We start from the raw sequence: 15,505 nt of genomic DNA, 5'->3' as shown, positions 1-15,505 counted from the left end.
AAATCCTTGTTATCCTTTAATACAAAGTTAAATATAATTTTTTAATAGCTTACTTAAATATATGGCGCTATCATTTTTATTATAATATTACACACAACCTATTGAAATATTATATTAAAAATAATTATATATTTTTAATAAAATTTTAGATCTAGCTTAGTATTACAGTGATCACACCTTATAAAATAAACACTTAATTGTTCTAAATTTAAGCGATTTTTGCTCATAAAACTTAACTATCTAGAGCTATACACCTATAAAATAATAGATCTAAATACTCCTCAGTTGAAAAAAGGATATCATGATTATGGCTAAGCGTAAGCAAAACAGTGAGTTTTTTCAGGTTCGAAGAATTGGAAAACAATGGTGGGTTTGTCAGATTGATAAATTATCTTCAACACCAACTGTCCTTGTTAAAAAGGTTGAAAACTTAGCTACACAAAGTCAGGCAAATTGTATTGCTGATGATTATGATGAGCAATATCGGGTAGATCTCTATATTAAGGAAAAATGGCTGGCTACAAAGAACTGTTAGGCTCTTGATCTTTATATAAAGATAAAGCAGGAAGATAACCGCTGTAACAGAGCATTTCCCAAAGTGCTTTGTTTAAAACAAGGCTAATTATTTGCGATGATGAGCTTCCAGGTAGATTTCAATCGCACTCCAGACACAGATCAGAATAAAAATAGCCAAACCAACGCCGATAAGCGTTAAAAACATAATCGCTTCCCCTTACAGTACTAAACAGTTTAGGCCCACCTGTTAGACTAAAGTCGTATACAGCCTGTTAATTTATAATTTTTTCTAAACAAATTACAAGTAATTTTATAATTTTAATTTAATTAATATAATTTTTTATGAGTTTAGCCTCTAAATTTTGGTTGTTTTAATGAGCCTAAAGCTCAGCTATTTTCTATGAATGTGCTCGCAAGACTAAGAGCTTAAAGTTGAAGCTGCAGTTTAATTAATTTGTTTTATCTAAATCTTCTCGTTAGAGCATCAGCTTCTAAAGATTTTTCGGAAACTTCGCTTAAAAGCTGGCAGTGGCCTGTTTTCAACAAATCAGTGGCTATGCTAACATTTCAACCCGAAATTTTAGTTTATAAAACTGGAGCATAATTCGCATGGCGGGTCATTCCAAGTGGGCCAATATTAAGCATCGCAAAGCAAAACAAGATGCAAGTCGCGGTAAAGTATTTACCAAATACATTCGAGAAATTGTAACGGCTGCTAAACTCGGCGGCCCGGACGCGGCCAGTAACCCACGTCTTCGTGCTGTAGTCGAAAAAGCGCTTTCAGTAAATATGACGCGTGATACAATTAACCGGGCCATTCAACGTGGTGCTGGTGGTGAAGATAATGATGATTTAAAAGAAATCACTTATGAGGGTTATGGCACAGGTGGTGTAGCTGTACTGGTAGAAACCATGACAGATAACCTAAACCGCACTGTTCCTGATGTTCGTCATTGCTTTAGTAAAACTAATGGTAATCTTGGAACTTCAGGTTCTGTGGCTTACTTGTTTACCAAACGTGGTGAAATCTCTTTTGATGATCTGTCACTTGAAGAAAAAATCTTGGAGGTTGCTCTAGAAGCTGGTGCGGAAGATATTGAAATTTCTGAAGATGAGATTTTAGTTATTACCACACCAGAGAGCTTCGGTGACGTTCAGGATGCACTTAGTGCGGCCGGCTTGAAGTCAGACAATGCTGAGGTTGTAATGAGTCCTTCTACCAAAGCAGAAATTACCGATATTGATCAAGCTAAACAAATCATGAAAATGATTGATATGCTAGAAGACTTAGATGATGTACAAAATGTTTATACCAACGTTGAGTTTTCAGATGAAGTACTGGCTCAGCTTGATGCCTGATTAAATATTATTAAAAAGCGCCAGAACTGGCGCTTTTTTATTTTTAAGCTTTATACTTGCTCTGGAACTTTATTTAGCAAGTTATAACAATTAAACACTTTATATTCTTTAATTACAAAGCTTGAATGCAACGCTACAACATGCTCGATTTTCCCCATCCGTTTAAGCAGAAAATCGCTATAATTTTCCATATCGGTAGCAACAACTTCAAGAATAAAATCGGCAGACTGGCCGGTAACCAAAAATGCATTAATAACTTCAGGAAGCTCTTCGACTTCTTGCAGAAATTTTTCAAAGGTATCACTGTCATGTTTACTCAGGGATACTTGTAGCAAGACATGCAACTTAAAACCTAGTTTTTGAAAATTGATATCACGCTTGAGATTAGTCATCACCTGATTTTCAATAAGCTGTTTGATACGGCGGTGCACCGAGCTTACAGAAAGATTAATTCGCTCAGAGAGTTCATTTAAATTCAGGTCTTCGTGTGTCAATATTTCAAGAATTTGCTTGTCGAAACGGTCCAGTCCCATTCTGAGCTCCAGTCATACCGTATATTGAATCATGCTGTGGTACTTATGGTCAGATTTATTTTTATGATCAAATAAATTTTTAGGGTCAAGGGAAAACATGATACTGTTTCCTTCTAGTAGCTATACGTGGATAACCTATAGCCTGTTTTATAAACTTGTGGTTTATATAACTGAAGTCGAATTAAGACCTTGTGAGTTTAGTCAGTGCCCATCTCCCAATAAGCTGACCCTCTTTTCGATCCCTATCACACCCTGACTATTAATTTAACAGCGGCTGAGTCGAATTATTTCCCTTTAATCATTTAATTTCAATATTTTTAGAAAAAATTTCTCACTTTAAAGTCTATTCTTTAAAAATTTTACCAAATTAATGGCTTTTAAGTTTTTATATTCTCATTATTTTGTGTTTTTACAATATTTTTTATCCCTAAAAAATTGGAAAGCCTTGCGATAACAAGGCTTATATTACTTATATACCCAGCTACATTCCACGCCAGTCTACTCGGGCATTACGTTCTGTCTCATAAATACGCTGAATATATTGACCTAAAGGTAAATCAAGTAAATAAGACTGATAATTCATGAAGTCTTCCGTTCTGTTCTCTTCATGCTCATTTTCCCAAGGTGTTCCGCCAAGCTCAAGCAAAGGCGCCAGCATGGAACATACTGCGATATCGGCAAGACCTAAGCGGTCACCAACAAAGTAACGTCCTCCATTTTTGATCAATGCGCTATTTAGCTGTTCTATCAGCTCAGTCATTCTGGCTTTAGATTCAGTTACTTTTTCAGATTCGAGCTGGTATCCCTTGGTTACAAGCGTTTTGATTAAAGGTTTTGAAAATTTCTCAAACTGACGCATATACCCCTGTTCACCGAGCATGATTTCTAAAGGCTCATCGCCCTGTGATAGTGCTTGGGCCAGCCCCCAGCGACGGACATGCTCTCCGAGCTCAGAAGCAACATTATTGATCTGCAATGCCTGCTCTCGCAGCTCCGGGTCACGGCGCAGTAAACTGTGTTCAGGATAGGTCTCATCCAGATATAGGGCAATTTCTGTAGAGTCAGCAATCCAGTAGCTGTCATCTTTCAAAACAGGCAAGCTGTTCTGTCCGGTTTTCAATTGGGTAAAGGCCCGGTGAAAGCCTGGAATCAAATTATGCGCAACATAATCTAACTCTTTATGGTCGAGTAACCAGCGAGCTTTCTCACAAAAATGAGATAAAGGAAACTGGTATAAAGTACGCATAAAAACTCCGGATTATTTTTGTATTTTAACTGACTTTTAAATTAAGACCTGAATATCATTCTACTTTAAAACTGATGGTTCTAAAAATTCTGACCACCTGTTCAGATTTACTTCTTTTCTTATAGCCTTATCCCATCTGTTTTTATAGTTTTTTTTACCATAATTATGCCAATTACATATATAAGATAAATTTCAACCAGCTAAAAACTATATAATTTTAATTAACTTACTGATTTATATAAATCTGCTTTATCTGATTTTTTATAAATTTCAGCAGTTTTTTTCTTATAAGCTTTTAATGATAAGTTTCGCATAATACCTGGTTTAAGTTTGCCAGATAATTCCTTTAAGTTCTGAGTCATCTTAGGAAGGTATAAAGATGACTCATATTACTCAAACTCCCGCTTATATTATAGAAAATGATCAGCAGGCCCTGAATGCAGCTTATCAGGTAGCTGATTTTGCCTTGAATACAAGAAATGAACGGGATCAATGCCGGATCTTGCCAATAGAAGAAATTGAACAGTTTAGTTTCAAAGGATTAGGTGGCATCCGTATTCCTAAAGCTTTTGGAGGCGCATTCGTTTCAAACAAAACACTTGCTCAGGTGTTCAGAATTTTATCTAAAGCCGATGCCAATGTCGGTCAAATCCCGCAAAACCAGATTGCCCTGCTCAACATGATTAATATGATGGGAAACGAGCAACAAAAAAATTTTATTTTCTCTGAAATTCTGCATGGCAAGCGTCTGGCTAATGGTGGCCCAGAGCGCCACACCAAAGACAGTAAAACACTAGAGACCACGCTTAGCGTTAAAGATGGCCAATATATTCTTAATGGTGAAAAGTTCTACTCGACTGGCAGCAGTTTTGCACACTGGCTTGCTATTAAAGCAGTTCATCCTGAAGGCCATGTCGTATTGGTAATTATTGACGCACAGGAAAAAGGTGTAGAAGTCATCAATGACTGGTACGGTTTCGGGCAGCGCACCACAGCTAGTGGCACAGTCCGTCTGAACCAGGTCAGAGTAAATCCTGATCTCATTTTTGATGAAAGAAAACTTTATGAAAAACCTAATTATCGCGGTGCTTATTCGCAGCTACTCCAGGTGGCTATAGATGTTGGTATTGCAGAGGCTGCATTTGCAGAAACTTTAACTGCTGTTCATAAAGCACGCCCTATTATTGACGCACAAGTAGAAAAAGCCAGCTCCGAACATTACACACTACAGGAAGTTGGTAAATTAAATATCTTGCTTGATGCATCTATTTTGCTACTGGATGAAGCAGCTGAATATCTCGATGAACTTGACCAGCATAAGACAGTTACAGCGGAGCAGGCAGCACAAGCTTCTATAAGGGTTGCAGAAGCCAAAGTTTATGCCAATGACGCTGCCCTACAGATCTCAGAAAAATTGCTCGAACTTGGCGGCAGTCGTTCCTGTCTATCCCAGCATCATCTGGACCAGTACTGGCGGAATGCCAGAGTTCATACCTTGCATGACCCAGTACGCTGGAAGTTACATGCCATTGGTAACTATTACCTCAACCAGGCTTTTCCTGCTCGTCATGCCTGGATTTAAGGAAATATCTTATGACCTCATATCAAAATTTTCATCTTAAAGAAGTTTTAGAAAATCAGGCACATATTATCCAAAACGATGAAGAAGCTTTGGCTATTGCACAGGATTTAAGTCAAAAGTTTAAAGCCGAGGCAGTTCAACGGGACCAAAACCGTATTTTGCCTTTTGAAGAGATAGAAGCCTACAGCCAGTCAGGCTTATGGGCGATTACCGTTCCCAAGCAATATGGGGGTGCAGAAGTTTCAAGTCTGACCGTAGCTAAAGTCATTGCCCTGTTTAGTGGAGTGGACGGTTCAATTGGACAGATTCCTCAAAATCATTTCTATGCATTGGAAGTCCTGCGTAATACAGGTACAGAACGGCAGAAACAGAAGTTTTACACAGAAGTTTTAAAAGGAGCCCGTTTCGGTAATGCACTGGCAGAATTCAAAACCAGATCTGCCGCTCATAAGCATACACAATTGATTGCTGCGGGAAATAACTACGTAATTCAGGGGGAAAAATTTTATTGTACCGGAAGCCTGTTCGCACACCGTATTCCTACGCTGGTTACAGATGCAGAAGGTCGGGAATTTTTAGCTTTTGTAAAGCGTAATAGCCAAGGCCTTGAAATCGTGGATGACTGGAATGGCTTTGGGCAGCGTATAACAGGAAGTGGTACGGTAAAATTTAATCACGTCGCTGTTGAGCAAGAGGATCTGATTGCCTTTGATACAGCATTCACTCAGCCCACCTTAGTCGGGCCATTTGCCCAGATTATGCATGCTGCAATTGAAGTAGGAATCTCCCGCGCTGCTTTTGAAGAAACATTGCAGCAGGTAAAACAGGCGCGCCCCTGGATTGACTCAGGACTAGATCGTGCTACTCAAGACCCCTTGACTCTGCTAGAACTCGGCCGTGTGGCTGTTGATGTACGTGCCAGTGAGGTTCTCCTCAAACAGGCTGCTCAGGCTATTGAGGTAGCCCGTCCATTACCTAGTGTGGAAAATATAGCACAGGCTTCAATTGAGGTAGCTAAGGTTCGTGCACATAGTACAGAAACTGCATTAAAAGCATCCAGCAAACTGATTGAACTGGCAGGTAGCCGGGGTAGCCAGTTAAAAAACGGACTAGACCGTTTCTGGCGTAATGCACGTGTCCATACTTTACATGATGCAGCGCGCTGGAAATATTACTTTATTGGACAATATGTATTGAATGGAGTTCTACCTCCACGCAGGGGGACATTGTAATGGCAAAGCAATTACCTAAAAAGATTTTACTTAATGCTTTTGACATGAATTCAGCAGGACATATTAACCATGGGTTATGGACACATCCACGAGATCAATCACATCGTTTTAATGAACTGAACTACTGGACAGATTTGGCGAAAACTTTAGAGCAAGGATTATTTGACGGGTTATTTCTTGCAGATATTACTGGTGTATATGACGTCTATCAAAACGGTATTGAGCTGACTTTAAAAGAATCAATCCAGCTTCCTAGCCATGACCCCTCTACTCTGGTTTCAGCAATGGCCACAGTTACCCAGAATCTGGGCTTCGGTATTACAGTAAATCTGAGCTATGAAACGCCGTATCAGTTTGCACGGCGTTTTGCCAGCCTGGACCATCTAACCCATGGCCGGATTGGCTGGAACATTGTGACAGGTTATTTAGATAGTGCTGAAAGATTAATCGGACAGAAAGGCTTGAAACAACATGATTTGCGTTATGCACAGGCTGAGGAGTTTCTAGAGCTTTGCTATAAATTCTGGGAAGGCTCTTGGGAAAATGATGCAGTTGTAAAGGATCGGCAGAACCGGATATTTACTGAACCGGCGAAAGTGCATTCAATCCGGCATCAGGGCCAATTTTACCAGAGTGAAGGAGTATTTCAGGTTTCACCTTCTCCCCAGCGCACCCCGGTCCTTTTTCAGGCAGGTGCTTCGCCACGTGGTCTTACCTTTGCAACTCAACATGCTGAGGCCATATTTATTGGAGGCGATAAACCGGAAAAAATTAAACAGCAGGTCGAGAAAATTCGAACACTTGCCACTGCACAGGGTCGTGAAGCAGAAGCTATTAAAATTTTTATTGGCATTACTGTGGTTAGCGCTGAAACTGATGCGCTTGCACAGGAAAAACTGGCAGAGTATTGCCACTATGCGAGTCCTGAAGCAGGCCTTGCCCACTATTCCAGTTCTGTCGGCATTGATCTGTCCCAGTTTACAGAACAAGAAACTATTCCCTATCAGCAAACTAACAGTATTGCTTCAGTCAACAATAAATTTAAAGAACAGAAAATTACAGTGGCAGATCTGAAAGACCAACATGTGCTGGGAGGACGTTACCCCCTCATTGTGGGTAGTGGAGCAACTGTAGCGGAACAATTAATTCATTTAATTGATGAAACAGGAATTGATGGTTTTAACCTGACCCGTACGGTTGCCCCGGAATCCCATCAGGACTTTATCCGGTGGGTTATTCCGGAGCTGCAACAGCGCGGTCGCTACAAAACAGCTTATAGCGAAGGTACATTGCGACATAAGTTATTTCAGCAAGGTAACCTGCTTTCTGCACAACATCCGGTGCAACAGTTCCGATGTCTAACCCCGGCCTCTCCCGCCGAAATCCGTCCTATTCAAAAACAGCTTGCATAAAACATTTTAAAAATTTTTAGAGGTGCATGATGGCACAAACAGCAAAAACGAAATTCACTATTTTAGGGGCAGTGTTGACCATAGTTATCTTAGGTCTTACTGGCTGGACGTTACAGAAAAAAACAGGTTCAGATGAACTGGTCATCGGGGTTAGCCCATCGTTTGCAAAACCGTTACAAGTTGCAGCAGAAGAAGCCAGAAAAGAAGGACTTCATATTAAGCTTGTTGAATTCTCTGACTGGAACACGCCTAATATTACGCTAAATCACGGAGATATTGACGCCAATTTTTTTCAGCATCAGCCATTTTTGGATAATGCCATAAAAGAAACCGGTTTTAAGCTCAAAGCTTTTGCAGCTGGAGCAGCATCTCATGTAGGCCTGTATTCAAAAAAGTATAAAAGCTTTGATGAGTTACCACAAAATGCCAGAGTTGCTATACCAAATGATCCGGTAAATCAGGGTCGTGCTCTCCTGCTGTTGCAGCAAGCCAAACTCATTAGCTTAAAAGATGTAAACAATCATCTATCCAGTTTACAGGATATTGCTGCAAACCCTAAAAATCTGCAGTTTATCGAAGTCGAAGGACCACAGACCGCACGTGCAATTGATGATGTTGATTTGGCTTTTGGCTATCCTCATTATTTACGTCTGGCAAAAACTGCTGATCCGGAAAGTGCATTGTTATTCGACAAAAATACCAATAAACGCTATGCCATCTTATTTGTAGTCCGTGATGATTACAAAGATAAAGACGATCAATTGAAAAAATTCGTGACTATTTACCAGAACTCCCCAAGAGTGCAAGCCGCTTTAGATGAGGATTTTGGGAAAAAACTCTGGTTCCCTGGCTGGAAGTAAGGAACAGATGATGACCTTAATAAAATCAGATTCTTATAAGTCCTGGCTAATTGGCCTGACAACCCTCTTAGTTATACTCGGTTTGGCTGCTTACCGTTTTAACAGTAATACCCTGCAGAAAGATACTTTAACAATCGGCATTAGCCCACCCTATGCCGATCTGCTACAAAGTGTGGCAGATGATATGAAAGCACAAGGTATTCAGGTCAAGCTGGTTGAGTTTTCAGACTGGCATGCACCCAATGTAGCCGTTCAGAACGGTGATATTGATGCCAATTTTTTTCAGCAAAGTGTTTATCTGAAAAATGCAATTCGTGAAACCCGGTTTAACCTGCATGCATTTGCACCAGGTACTGGCAGCCATGTGGGCTTATATTCAAAAAAGTATCAATCACTAGAGCAACTGCCTGTTCATGCTCGCGTAGTCATACCCAATGATCCGGTCAACTCGGCGCGTGCTTTAATTCTGCTTGCCCGGGCCGGCCTGATTGAAGTTAAAGATATTCAGAATGAATTAACTACACTTCAGGACATTATACGCAATCCTAAACAGTTACAGTTTATTGAGGTGGAAGGTCCACAAACAGCCCATGCCATAGATGAAGCAGATCTTATTTTTGGTTTTCCGCATTACCTAAAAATGGCAAAAGCAGCTAACCCGAAGGATGCTTTATTTTTAGATCCGATAGACAAGAAATACGCCATCTTGTTCGTAACCCGAACAGATTATCAAGATAAAGACCAGAAACTTGCCAGATTTGTACAAGCCTTTCAAACCTCAGAAAAGGTCCAAACAATACTGGATCAGGACTTTGGTCAAGGCATGTGGTTTCAGGGCTGGAAATAAGGAGAAGAATAATGGTGAGTTTTGGTTCTCATACTGAATTTACGGTTTCCCATATCAAGATCAGAAACCTCAACAAATACTACCAAGTACAAGGCAAATCTGTACATGCACTCAAGAATATCAGTCTGGATATTCCTGAAGGTAAAATTTTCGGCATTATTGGCAAAAGCGGTGCCGGAAAATCCTCTTTGCTACGTACATTAAATGGTCTGGAACAACCCAGTAATGGCAGTATTCATATTCACCAGCAGGACTTGGCCAGTCTGGATCATGCGCAACTCATTCGGCTGCGTCAAAGTATCGGAATGATTTTCCAGCACTTTAACCTGATGTCAGCTAAAACGGTGTGGGAAAATGTTGCCCTGCCTCTTAAAATATCAGGACATAAAAAAGCCGAGATTGAACAGCGTGTTAATGAGGCACTGGAACTGGTCGGTTTAAGCAGTAAAGCAGAAAACTATCCTTCACAACTTTCAGGTGGACAAAAACAACGCGTCGGTATTGCACGTGCTCTGGTACACCGCCCTGAAATTTTATTATGTGATGAAGCAACCTCAGCTCTAGACCCGGAAAGCACCTCGGTCATTTTATCGTTACTCAAAAGAATCAATCAGCAAATGGGAATTACAATTGTTCTGATTACCCATGAAATGCAGGTTATCCGGGAAATTTGTGATCAGGTGGTTGTTATTGATCAAGGTGAAATTGTCGAATCTGGTCAGGTGTGGAGTGTTTTTTCAAAACCTGAACAGCAGATTACTCAAGAATTATTAACTCTAGAACAACTGGATTTACCGTTTGCAGTGAATTCGAAGGTAACTGCAGAGACTACACATACTATTTTAAAACTTTGTTATGAGTCTGCCATACACCACACACCAGATTTAAAAGCCATTCTTGAGCAGTTAAATGGTCCAGTTCACTTATATCAGGGCCATGTTGATACGATCCAGCAGCATCTGATCGGTTCACTGATTGTCGCTATACCCGACGTACAGTTAAATCTGAAGCATTTGAAAGAAGCGCTAAAACAATATATTGCCCACATTGAGGTACTTGGCTATGCACGACCAGCTCATTAACCTGCTTTTGACCGGCACTATCGATACATTAATTATGGTAGGCATATCTGCTCTTGCAGCTTTTTTAATTGGTTTACCGATTGCAATTATCCTGGTCAATACCAGTGAACATGGTATTTATCCATCACGGATGATTAATCAGCCCTTGGGATGGGTCATTAATATTACACGCTCTGTCCCTTTTTTAATCTTGATGGTAGCTCTGATCCCACTCACACGTCTTATTGTGGGTACCAGTTATGGTGTCTGGGCTGCTGTAGTGCCATTAACTATTGCTGCTACCCCGTTTTTTGCGCGTATTGCTGAGGTCAGTTTACGTGAAGTGGATCATGGCTTGATTGAAGCCGCACAGGCAATGGGCTGTAACCGTAAACAGATTATCTGGCATGTACTTTTACCGGAGGCCCTGCCCGGAATTGTGGCAGGGTTTACCGTTACGATGGTAACCATGATCAATTCTTCTGCAATTGCTGGTGCTATAGGAGCAGGCGGACTTGGTGATATTGCTTACCGTTATGGTTATCAGCGTTTTGATATTACGATTATGCTGGCTGTTATTTTGGTGCTCGTGATCCTGGTGATGCTTATTCAGGCAACTGGAGATGCCCTGGCCAGCCAGCTAGATAAGCGCAAGCTTTAAAACAATACAGACTTTCAGGGATTGTGAGATACCATGACTGACTTTGTCATGGCTTTCATGTAAAATCATCGGCAATTTCAGATAACACTTTTTGTGAGTCATTTCATGGGTTTTAATTGCGGTATTGTTGGCCTGCCAAACGTGGGTAAGTCTACCCTTTTTAATGCACTAACCAAGGCTGCCATTGCAGCAGAGAACTTCCCGTTTTGTACTATTGAGCCAAATACCGGAATTGTACCTGTACCCGATCCACGTCTGGACAAGCTGGCTGCTATTGTAAACCCGCAACGTATTATTCCCACCACGATGGAATTTGTTGACATTGCAGGCCTGGTAGCAGGTGCATCCAAAGGTGAAGGTCTAGGTAACCAGTTTCTGGCGAATATCCGTGAAACTGATGCAATTGCTCATGTCGTACGTTGTTTTGAAGATGAAAATGTTATTCATGTAAATGGCAAGATTGATCCATTAGATGATATTGCTACTATTAATACTGAACTGGCACTGGCTGATCTGGAAACCGTAGCCAAAGCTATTTTGCGCTTAACCAAAGTTGCTAAAGGTGGTGATAAAGAAGCGGTAGCAACCAAAGCCGTACTAGAAAAAATTCAGCCTTTACTGGATGAGGGCAAGCCAGCACGTGCAGCAGATTTATCTGATGATGAGCGCAAACTGGTACGTGGTTTTGGTTTACTGACGTTAAAACCAACCATGTATATTGCAAATGTGGCAGAAGACGGCTTTGAAAATAATCCGCATCTGGATGCTGTTCGCAAATTGGCAGAAGAAGAAAATGCCATTGTGGTACCTCTGTGTAACCAGATTGAATCTGAAATCTCACTTCTTGAAGATGAAGATCGCGCTGAGTTCCTAGAAGCAATGGGTATGGAAGAACCGGGTTTAAATGTAGTTATCCGTGCCGGTTATGCTTTACTGGGCTTACAAACCTATTTCACGGCAGGGGTGCAAGAAGTTCGTCATGGACGGTTAAAGTTGGTGCAACTGCACCACAAGCGGCAGGTGTCATTCATACCGACTTTGAAAAAGGTTTTATTCGTGCTGAAGTTGTTGCATACAATGACTTTGTACAGTACAACGGTGAAGCTGGTGCCAAAGAGGCCGGCAAATGGCGTCTAGAAGGTAAAACGTATGTCGTTCAGGATGGTGATGTTATGCATTTCCGTTTTAACGTATAAAAATATACCCAGTAAAGTAATAAAAATGCCAGTTCATTAATATGACTGGCATTTTTATTAGGCTCTGCTAAATAAAGCCTTTTGTCCATAATTTTAATATACAGCTAACATTCTCTTTTTATCTTCATCCAGTGTCTTTTTAATTAAACGTTCCAACTACATTTAAAACTCAATGAAATAGTGGAATAATCAAGTTTGCAGGGAGCAAACGATCAGGTCATGGAACAAATTATTTCAGTCATCCTTCCCATCTTTATTATTTTAAGTGTGGGTTATTTAAGCTTGCGCTTAAACATGCTAAATACTACGCATGTACAGGCAATCATCCAGTTTATTATTAAAGTTTCGCTACCCGCATTTTTACTGTACGCCCTCTCTACCCGTTCCTTTGATGAAATCTGGCAGATGCCTTATTTTCTAGGCTACCTGCTAGGTTCACTGATTTTATTCTTCAGTGCATATACACTTTATCGCCGATTCTTTAAGGTACCTCGCCATCAGGCTGCTGTGATTGGGCTGGGTTCATCCATGTCAAATACCGGCTTTATCGGTACAGCAGTACTCACCTTACTAATTGCCCAGGCCGCTGTTCCCTATCTGGCAATGACCCTGGTGATTGAAAATATTATTTTACTGAGTCTGATGCTGATTTTAATAGAATCTTCAGATCAACAGGATAAGGCTCTATCCACCATTATTCTTTCAACTTTGCAAAATCTTGCTAAAAATCCCATTATTCTTTCAATTATATTGGGCTTGATCTGCTCAGTTTATACCGTTCAGTGGCCTGTCTCGCTAGAGCTTCCACTAAAATCACTAGCTTCTACTGCGTCTCCACTTGCGATTTTTGTGATTGGTGCCAGTCTTGCAACATTGACCATAAAAGACCTTAGCAAAGATGTACTGATTGTATGCGCTATCAAGTTATTGATTATGCCAATTGTAGTGACCAGTATAATTTATATAATGCCGGGAAGCACAGCGAAGATGGCTTATGCAGCTTTAATCCTTTCAGCTCTTCCTATGGCGACAGCATTTGGAATCTATGGGCAATTAAATGGCATTGCTGAGCAGTCAGTTGCGTCTGTCATGCTTAGTACCCTCTTATCTCTTGTGAGTATTGCCCTGATTATGCAATTTATTCCTTCACCTTTTTAATTTAATGTTTAGGCTAATCATTTAATAAAAAATAGCTCATATGTTGAGCTATTTTTTTTAAATTACTTAAACGCCTTTCTTTTTTGGGTCGGTATTACCCAGTTCAGGATGATCAATTGCGCCCTTACACTGTGCCTTATCACGTTCATAATCAGCCTGTTTCTGACCAGCTTCTGAACCATTTTCAAGAATTTCTCGCGTCCAGATATCCAGACTACTCAATGCCTTACGGCAAAGGGCATATTTTCCTTCAGTCACTGAGTCTGTCATCTTGACATTAATTCGCCAGTCAGTGGTAAGCTGACGGATTGGTTTACGAACTTCCTGTTCCAGACGCTCTGTCTGCTTCTGATAAACCAGTGCATCAATCTCATTCATGAGTTTCCATGCCTGCTGGGCGTAACTGGTGGCATCATTGGTCAGTTTTGGAGCAGGTTTAATCTCGACTTTTCGCTCTGGTTCGTTTGATGAGTTGCTGCATGCCTGTAAGCCCAGCACGCTGATTAAAACAGGGAGAAGAAGAAATGAACGGTTTAAATGAGCCCGCATTTTAAGTCGCCTAAACAAACATTTTCCTCATATGCTAGTGAATTCGGGTAGAATACTCAATCTGCGTTTTGACCTATTGTTCAACTCTTTAAAAATTCCAGGGTGTATTGTGTCTGAACATGAAAGTTCCGTTTTGACTCAGGCCGGTTTCTGGCAAGGTGCCAGAGATAGCCAGGCCATCATGCTGACCTATTTACCTGTCTCGTTTGCCTTTGGCGTTTCTGCTACCCAGTTTGGGTTTACTGCCTGGGAAGCTCTATTTTTATCCTGCTCCATGTATGCTGGTGCCAGTCAGTTTCTTGTAGTTGCCCTGCTCGGCAGTGGTACATCAATCTGGATGACAGCACTGACTGTTATCGCTTTAGATATTCGGCATCTGCTCTATGGACCAGCCTTATACAACCTGATTAACCATCAGTTAAACCTGAAAAAGACCGCTGCCTGGGCATGGGGACTTACCGATGAGGTATTTGCCAGTGGCATGATTAAACTCTCCCAACGCCGACAGGAATGGTCAGAGTCATGGATGCTGGGCTTAAGTCTGTTTAGCTGGCTATCTTGGGCAGGTGGTTCATTTCTAGGGGGGATGTTCGCCAATCAGGTGAGTAATTTGCCACGCTTCTTGCAAGCGGCCCTGGACTTTCTATTACCTGCGCTGTTTTTAAGCTTTTTACTCGCGGCTTTTGAGAGAAAACATACTCTGGTGGTAGCGGTATGCTTAATTGTTTCGGCCTTAGCCTGTTATTTTATTAATCTTTCTGCAGCAATTTTTATCGGGATTATTGCCGGTATTCTGGCCGGACTGTTTAAGCATTACATCCTCAAGCAGCATGACGATTTAATGGAAACACTATGAATCTGGATATTATTCTGGTCGGTCTCGTCGTGGGAATTGCAAATTTCATTTCCCGTTTTGGCCCATTTTACTTCATTCAAAAGTATCAGCAGCAGAATCAGCGTCGTGGTGCAATCTGGTTAAAAATTGTGCTGGGGAGTATCGGTATTTCTGCTATTAGCTCTATGCTAGTAGTTGCTACATTGCCCCCCCTGATTGAAACACCTGATAAAAGCTTGGCCATGCTGGCGGGTTTCCTTGTACTGATCGGTTTATATTTTAGATTCAGGAAAATCGTACCAGCAACTCTGACCGCAGCCATTGTTTATGGATTGGTCTATACTTACATACCTGTCTAAATGAAATTTTCTTTTGATTGATCAGAAGATTACTTGATAAAAACTTAAGCTTTTCTTGCTGAAACACTTAACACGCGCATGAGTTCTGTTATGCTGTAA

The 15,505-nt window shown here is 40.8% G+C and carries 15 protein-coding genes and 1 pseudogene; 13 read left to right on the top strand and 3 right to left on the bottom strand.

From position 1 onward, the window contains the following. Window positions 1-307 precede the first annotated feature (307 nt). Both J502_RS07435 and J502_RS07430 read left to right on the top strand, forming a co-directional pair. Entirely contained in the window at window positions 308-535 is a 228-nt protein-coding gene (locus tag J502_RS07435) for a hypothetical protein (protein WP_005405020.1), read from the top strand. Between the two features lie 590 nt (window positions 536-1,125). Next, window positions 1,126-1,875, top strand: coding sequence for a YebC/PmpR family DNA-binding transcriptional regulator (locus J502_RS07430; RefSeq protein ID WP_005019870.1), 750 nt, complete (start codon window positions 1,126-1,128; stop codon window positions 1,873-1,875). A 50-nt stretch (window positions 1,876-1,925) separates the two neighbouring features. On the opposite strand, the gene J502_RS07425 is transcribed toward J502_RS07430, so the two are convergent. Both J502_RS07425 and J502_RS07420 read right to left on the bottom strand, forming a co-directional pair. Then, window positions 1,926-2,408 (bottom strand): Lrp/AsnC family transcriptional regulator, encoded by a 483-nt coding sequence (locus J502_RS07425; protein WP_005019868.1) that lies wholly within the window; start codon window positions 2,406-2,408, stop codon window positions 1,926-1,928. Window positions 2,409-2,889: 481 nt separating this feature from the next. Continuing rightward, window positions 2,890-3,654: a glutathione S-transferase family protein gene (locus J502_RS07420; RefSeq protein WP_005026367.1), complete on the bottom strand. Its 765-nt coding sequence runs from the start codon at window positions 3,652-3,654 to the stop codon at window positions 2,890-2,892. Window positions 3,655-4,033: 379 nt separating this feature from the next. On the opposite strand from J502_RS07420, the gene J502_RS07415 reads away from it, so the two are divergent. From J502_RS07415 to J502_RS07375, 9 genes and pseudogenes are all read left to right on the top strand, one after another. Beyond that, a complete protein-coding gene (locus J502_RS07415) occupies window positions 4,034-5,236 on the top strand; it encodes an SfnB family sulfur acquisition oxidoreductase (RefSeq protein ID WP_005026370.1) in 1,203 nt (400 codons plus the stop codon). An 11-nt stretch (window positions 5,237-5,247) separates the two neighbouring features. Beyond that, the gene (locus J502_RS07410; protein ID WP_005406327.1) at window positions 5,248-6,468 is read left to right on the top strand and encodes an SfnB family sulfur acquisition oxidoreductase; all 1,221 of its coding nucleotides are present in this window, start codon (window positions 5,248-5,250) and stop codon (window positions 6,466-6,468) included. Then, on the top strand, window positions 6,468-7,880 hold the full coding sequence (locus tag J502_RS07405) for an LLM class flavin-dependent oxidoreductase (RefSeq protein WP_005406315.1): 1,413 nt from the start codon (window positions 6,468-6,470) through the stop codon (window positions 7,878-7,880). Before J502_RS07410 ends, J502_RS07405 begins: the two co-directional genes overlap by 1 nt. Before the next feature lie 29 nt (window positions 7,881-7,909). Continuing rightward, on the top strand, window positions 7,910-8,740 hold the full coding sequence (locus J502_RS07400) for a MetQ/NlpA family ABC transporter substrate-binding protein (protein ID WP_005406271.1): 831 nt from the start codon (window positions 7,910-7,912) through the stop codon (window positions 8,738-8,740). A gap of 10 nt (window positions 8,741-8,750) precedes the next feature. After that, window positions 8,751-9,587, top strand: coding sequence for a MetQ/NlpA family ABC transporter substrate-binding protein (locus tag J502_RS07395; protein WP_005406453.1), 837 nt, complete (start codon window positions 8,751-8,753; stop codon window positions 9,585-9,587). 11 nt (window positions 9,588-9,598) lie between these two features. Further along, a complete protein-coding gene (locus tag J502_RS07390; RefSeq protein ID WP_005406362.1) occupies window positions 9,599-10,669 on the top strand; it encodes a methionine ABC transporter ATP-binding protein in 1,071 nt (356 codons plus the stop codon). Beyond that, window positions 10,650-11,309, top strand: a complete 660-nt coding sequence (locus tag J502_RS07385; protein ID WP_005019858.1) for a methionine ABC transporter permease — start codon at window positions 10,650-10,652, stop codon at window positions 11,307-11,309. Before J502_RS07390 ends, J502_RS07385 begins: the two co-directional genes overlap by 20 nt. Before the next feature lie 105 nt (window positions 11,310-11,414). Beyond that, window positions 11,415-12,505, top strand: a pseudogene (gene ychF, locus J502_RS07380) (redox-regulated ATPase YchF). Between the two features lie 219 nt (window positions 12,506-12,724). Beyond that, window positions 12,725-13,663 carry an AEC family transporter gene (locus J502_RS07375; protein ID WP_034428850.1) on the top strand — a complete coding sequence of 313 codons (939 nt, stop codon included), beginning with the start codon at window positions 12,725-12,727 and terminating at the stop codon, window positions 13,661-13,663. 66 nt (window positions 13,664-13,729) lie between these two features. On the opposite strand, the gene J502_RS07370 is transcribed toward J502_RS07375, so the two are convergent. Continuing rightward, window positions 13,730-14,212 (bottom strand): hypothetical protein, encoded by a 483-nt coding sequence (locus tag J502_RS07370; protein ID WP_005019855.1) that lies wholly within the window; start codon window positions 14,210-14,212, stop codon window positions 13,730-13,732. A gap of 181 nt (window positions 14,213-14,393) precedes the next feature. Between J502_RS07370 and J502_RS07365 the strand changes: the two genes are divergently transcribed. Next, a complete protein-coding gene (locus J502_RS07365) occupies window positions 14,394-15,068 on the top strand; it encodes an AzlC family ABC transporter permease (protein WP_171053894.1) in 675 nt (224 codons plus the stop codon). After that, on the top strand, window positions 15,065-15,406 hold the full coding sequence (gene ygaH / locus J502_RS07360) for an L-valine transporter subunit YgaH (RefSeq protein WP_005406436.1): 342 nt from the start codon (window positions 15,065-15,067) through the stop codon (window positions 15,404-15,406). Before J502_RS07365 ends, ygaH begins: the two co-directional genes overlap by 4 nt. Window positions 15,407-15,505 lie beyond the last annotated feature (99 nt).

Origin of the sequence: Acinetobacter sp. 1294596, assembly GCF_000582925.1 — a bacterium.
Lineage (GTDB): Bacteria > Pseudomonadota > Gammaproteobacteria > Pseudomonadales > Moraxellaceae > Acinetobacter > Acinetobacter radioresistens.
This window is presented reverse-complemented; position numbering and strand designations above follow the sequence as displayed.

Excerpts from the sequence above, each read along its gene's own strand:
- J502_RS07435 (WP_005405020.1), top strand. The coding sequence starts at position 308 with ATGGCTAAGCGTAAGCAAAACAGTGAGTTTTTTCAGGTTCGAAGAATT.
- J502_RS07430 (WP_005019870.1), top strand. The coding sequence starts at position 1,126 with ATGGCGGGTCATTCCAAGTGGGCCAATATTAAGCATCGCAAAGCAAAA.
- J502_RS07425 (WP_005019868.1), bottom strand. The coding sequence starts at position 2,408 with ATGGGACTGGACCGTTTCGACAAGCAAATTCTTGAAATATTGACACAC.
- J502_RS07420 (WP_005026367.1), bottom strand. The coding sequence starts at position 3,654 with ATGCGTACTTTATACCAGTTTCCTTTATCTCATTTTTGTGAGAAAGCT.
- J502_RS07415 (WP_005026370.1), top strand. The coding sequence starts at position 4,034 with ATGACTCATATTACTCAAACTCCCGCTTATATTATAGAAAATGATCAG.
- J502_RS07410 (WP_005406327.1), top strand. The coding sequence starts at position 5,248 with ATGACCTCATATCAAAATTTTCATCTTAAAGAAGTTTTAGAAAATCAG.
- J502_RS07405 (WP_005406315.1), top strand. The coding sequence starts at position 6,468 with ATGGCAAAGCAATTACCTAAAAAGATTTTACTTAATGCTTTTGACATG.
- J502_RS07400 (WP_005406271.1), top strand. The coding sequence starts at position 7,910 with ATGGCACAAACAGCAAAAACGAAATTCACTATTTTAGGGGCAGTGTTG.
- J502_RS07395 (WP_005406453.1), top strand. The coding sequence starts at position 8,751 with ATGACCTTAATAAAATCAGATTCTTATAAGTCCTGGCTAATTGGCCTG.
- J502_RS07390 (WP_005406362.1), top strand. The coding sequence starts at position 9,599 with ATGGTGAGTTTTGGTTCTCATACTGAATTTACGGTTTCCCATATCAAG.
- J502_RS07385 (WP_005019858.1), top strand. The coding sequence starts at position 10,650 with ATGCACGACCAGCTCATTAACCTGCTTTTGACCGGCACTATCGATACA.
- J502_RS07375 (WP_034428850.1), top strand. The coding sequence starts at position 12,725 with ATGGAACAAATTATTTCAGTCATCCTTCCCATCTTTATTATTTTAAGT.
- J502_RS07370 (WP_005019855.1), bottom strand. The coding sequence starts at position 14,212 with ATGCGGGCTCATTTAAACCGTTCATTTCTTCTTCTCCCTGTTTTAATC.
- J502_RS07365 (WP_171053894.1), top strand. The coding sequence starts at position 14,394 with ATGCTGACCTATTTACCTGTCTCGTTTGCCTTTGGCGTTTCTGCTACC.
- ygaH (WP_005406436.1), top strand. The coding sequence starts at position 15,065 with ATGAATCTGGATATTATTCTGGTCGGTCTCGTCGTGGGAATTGCAAAT.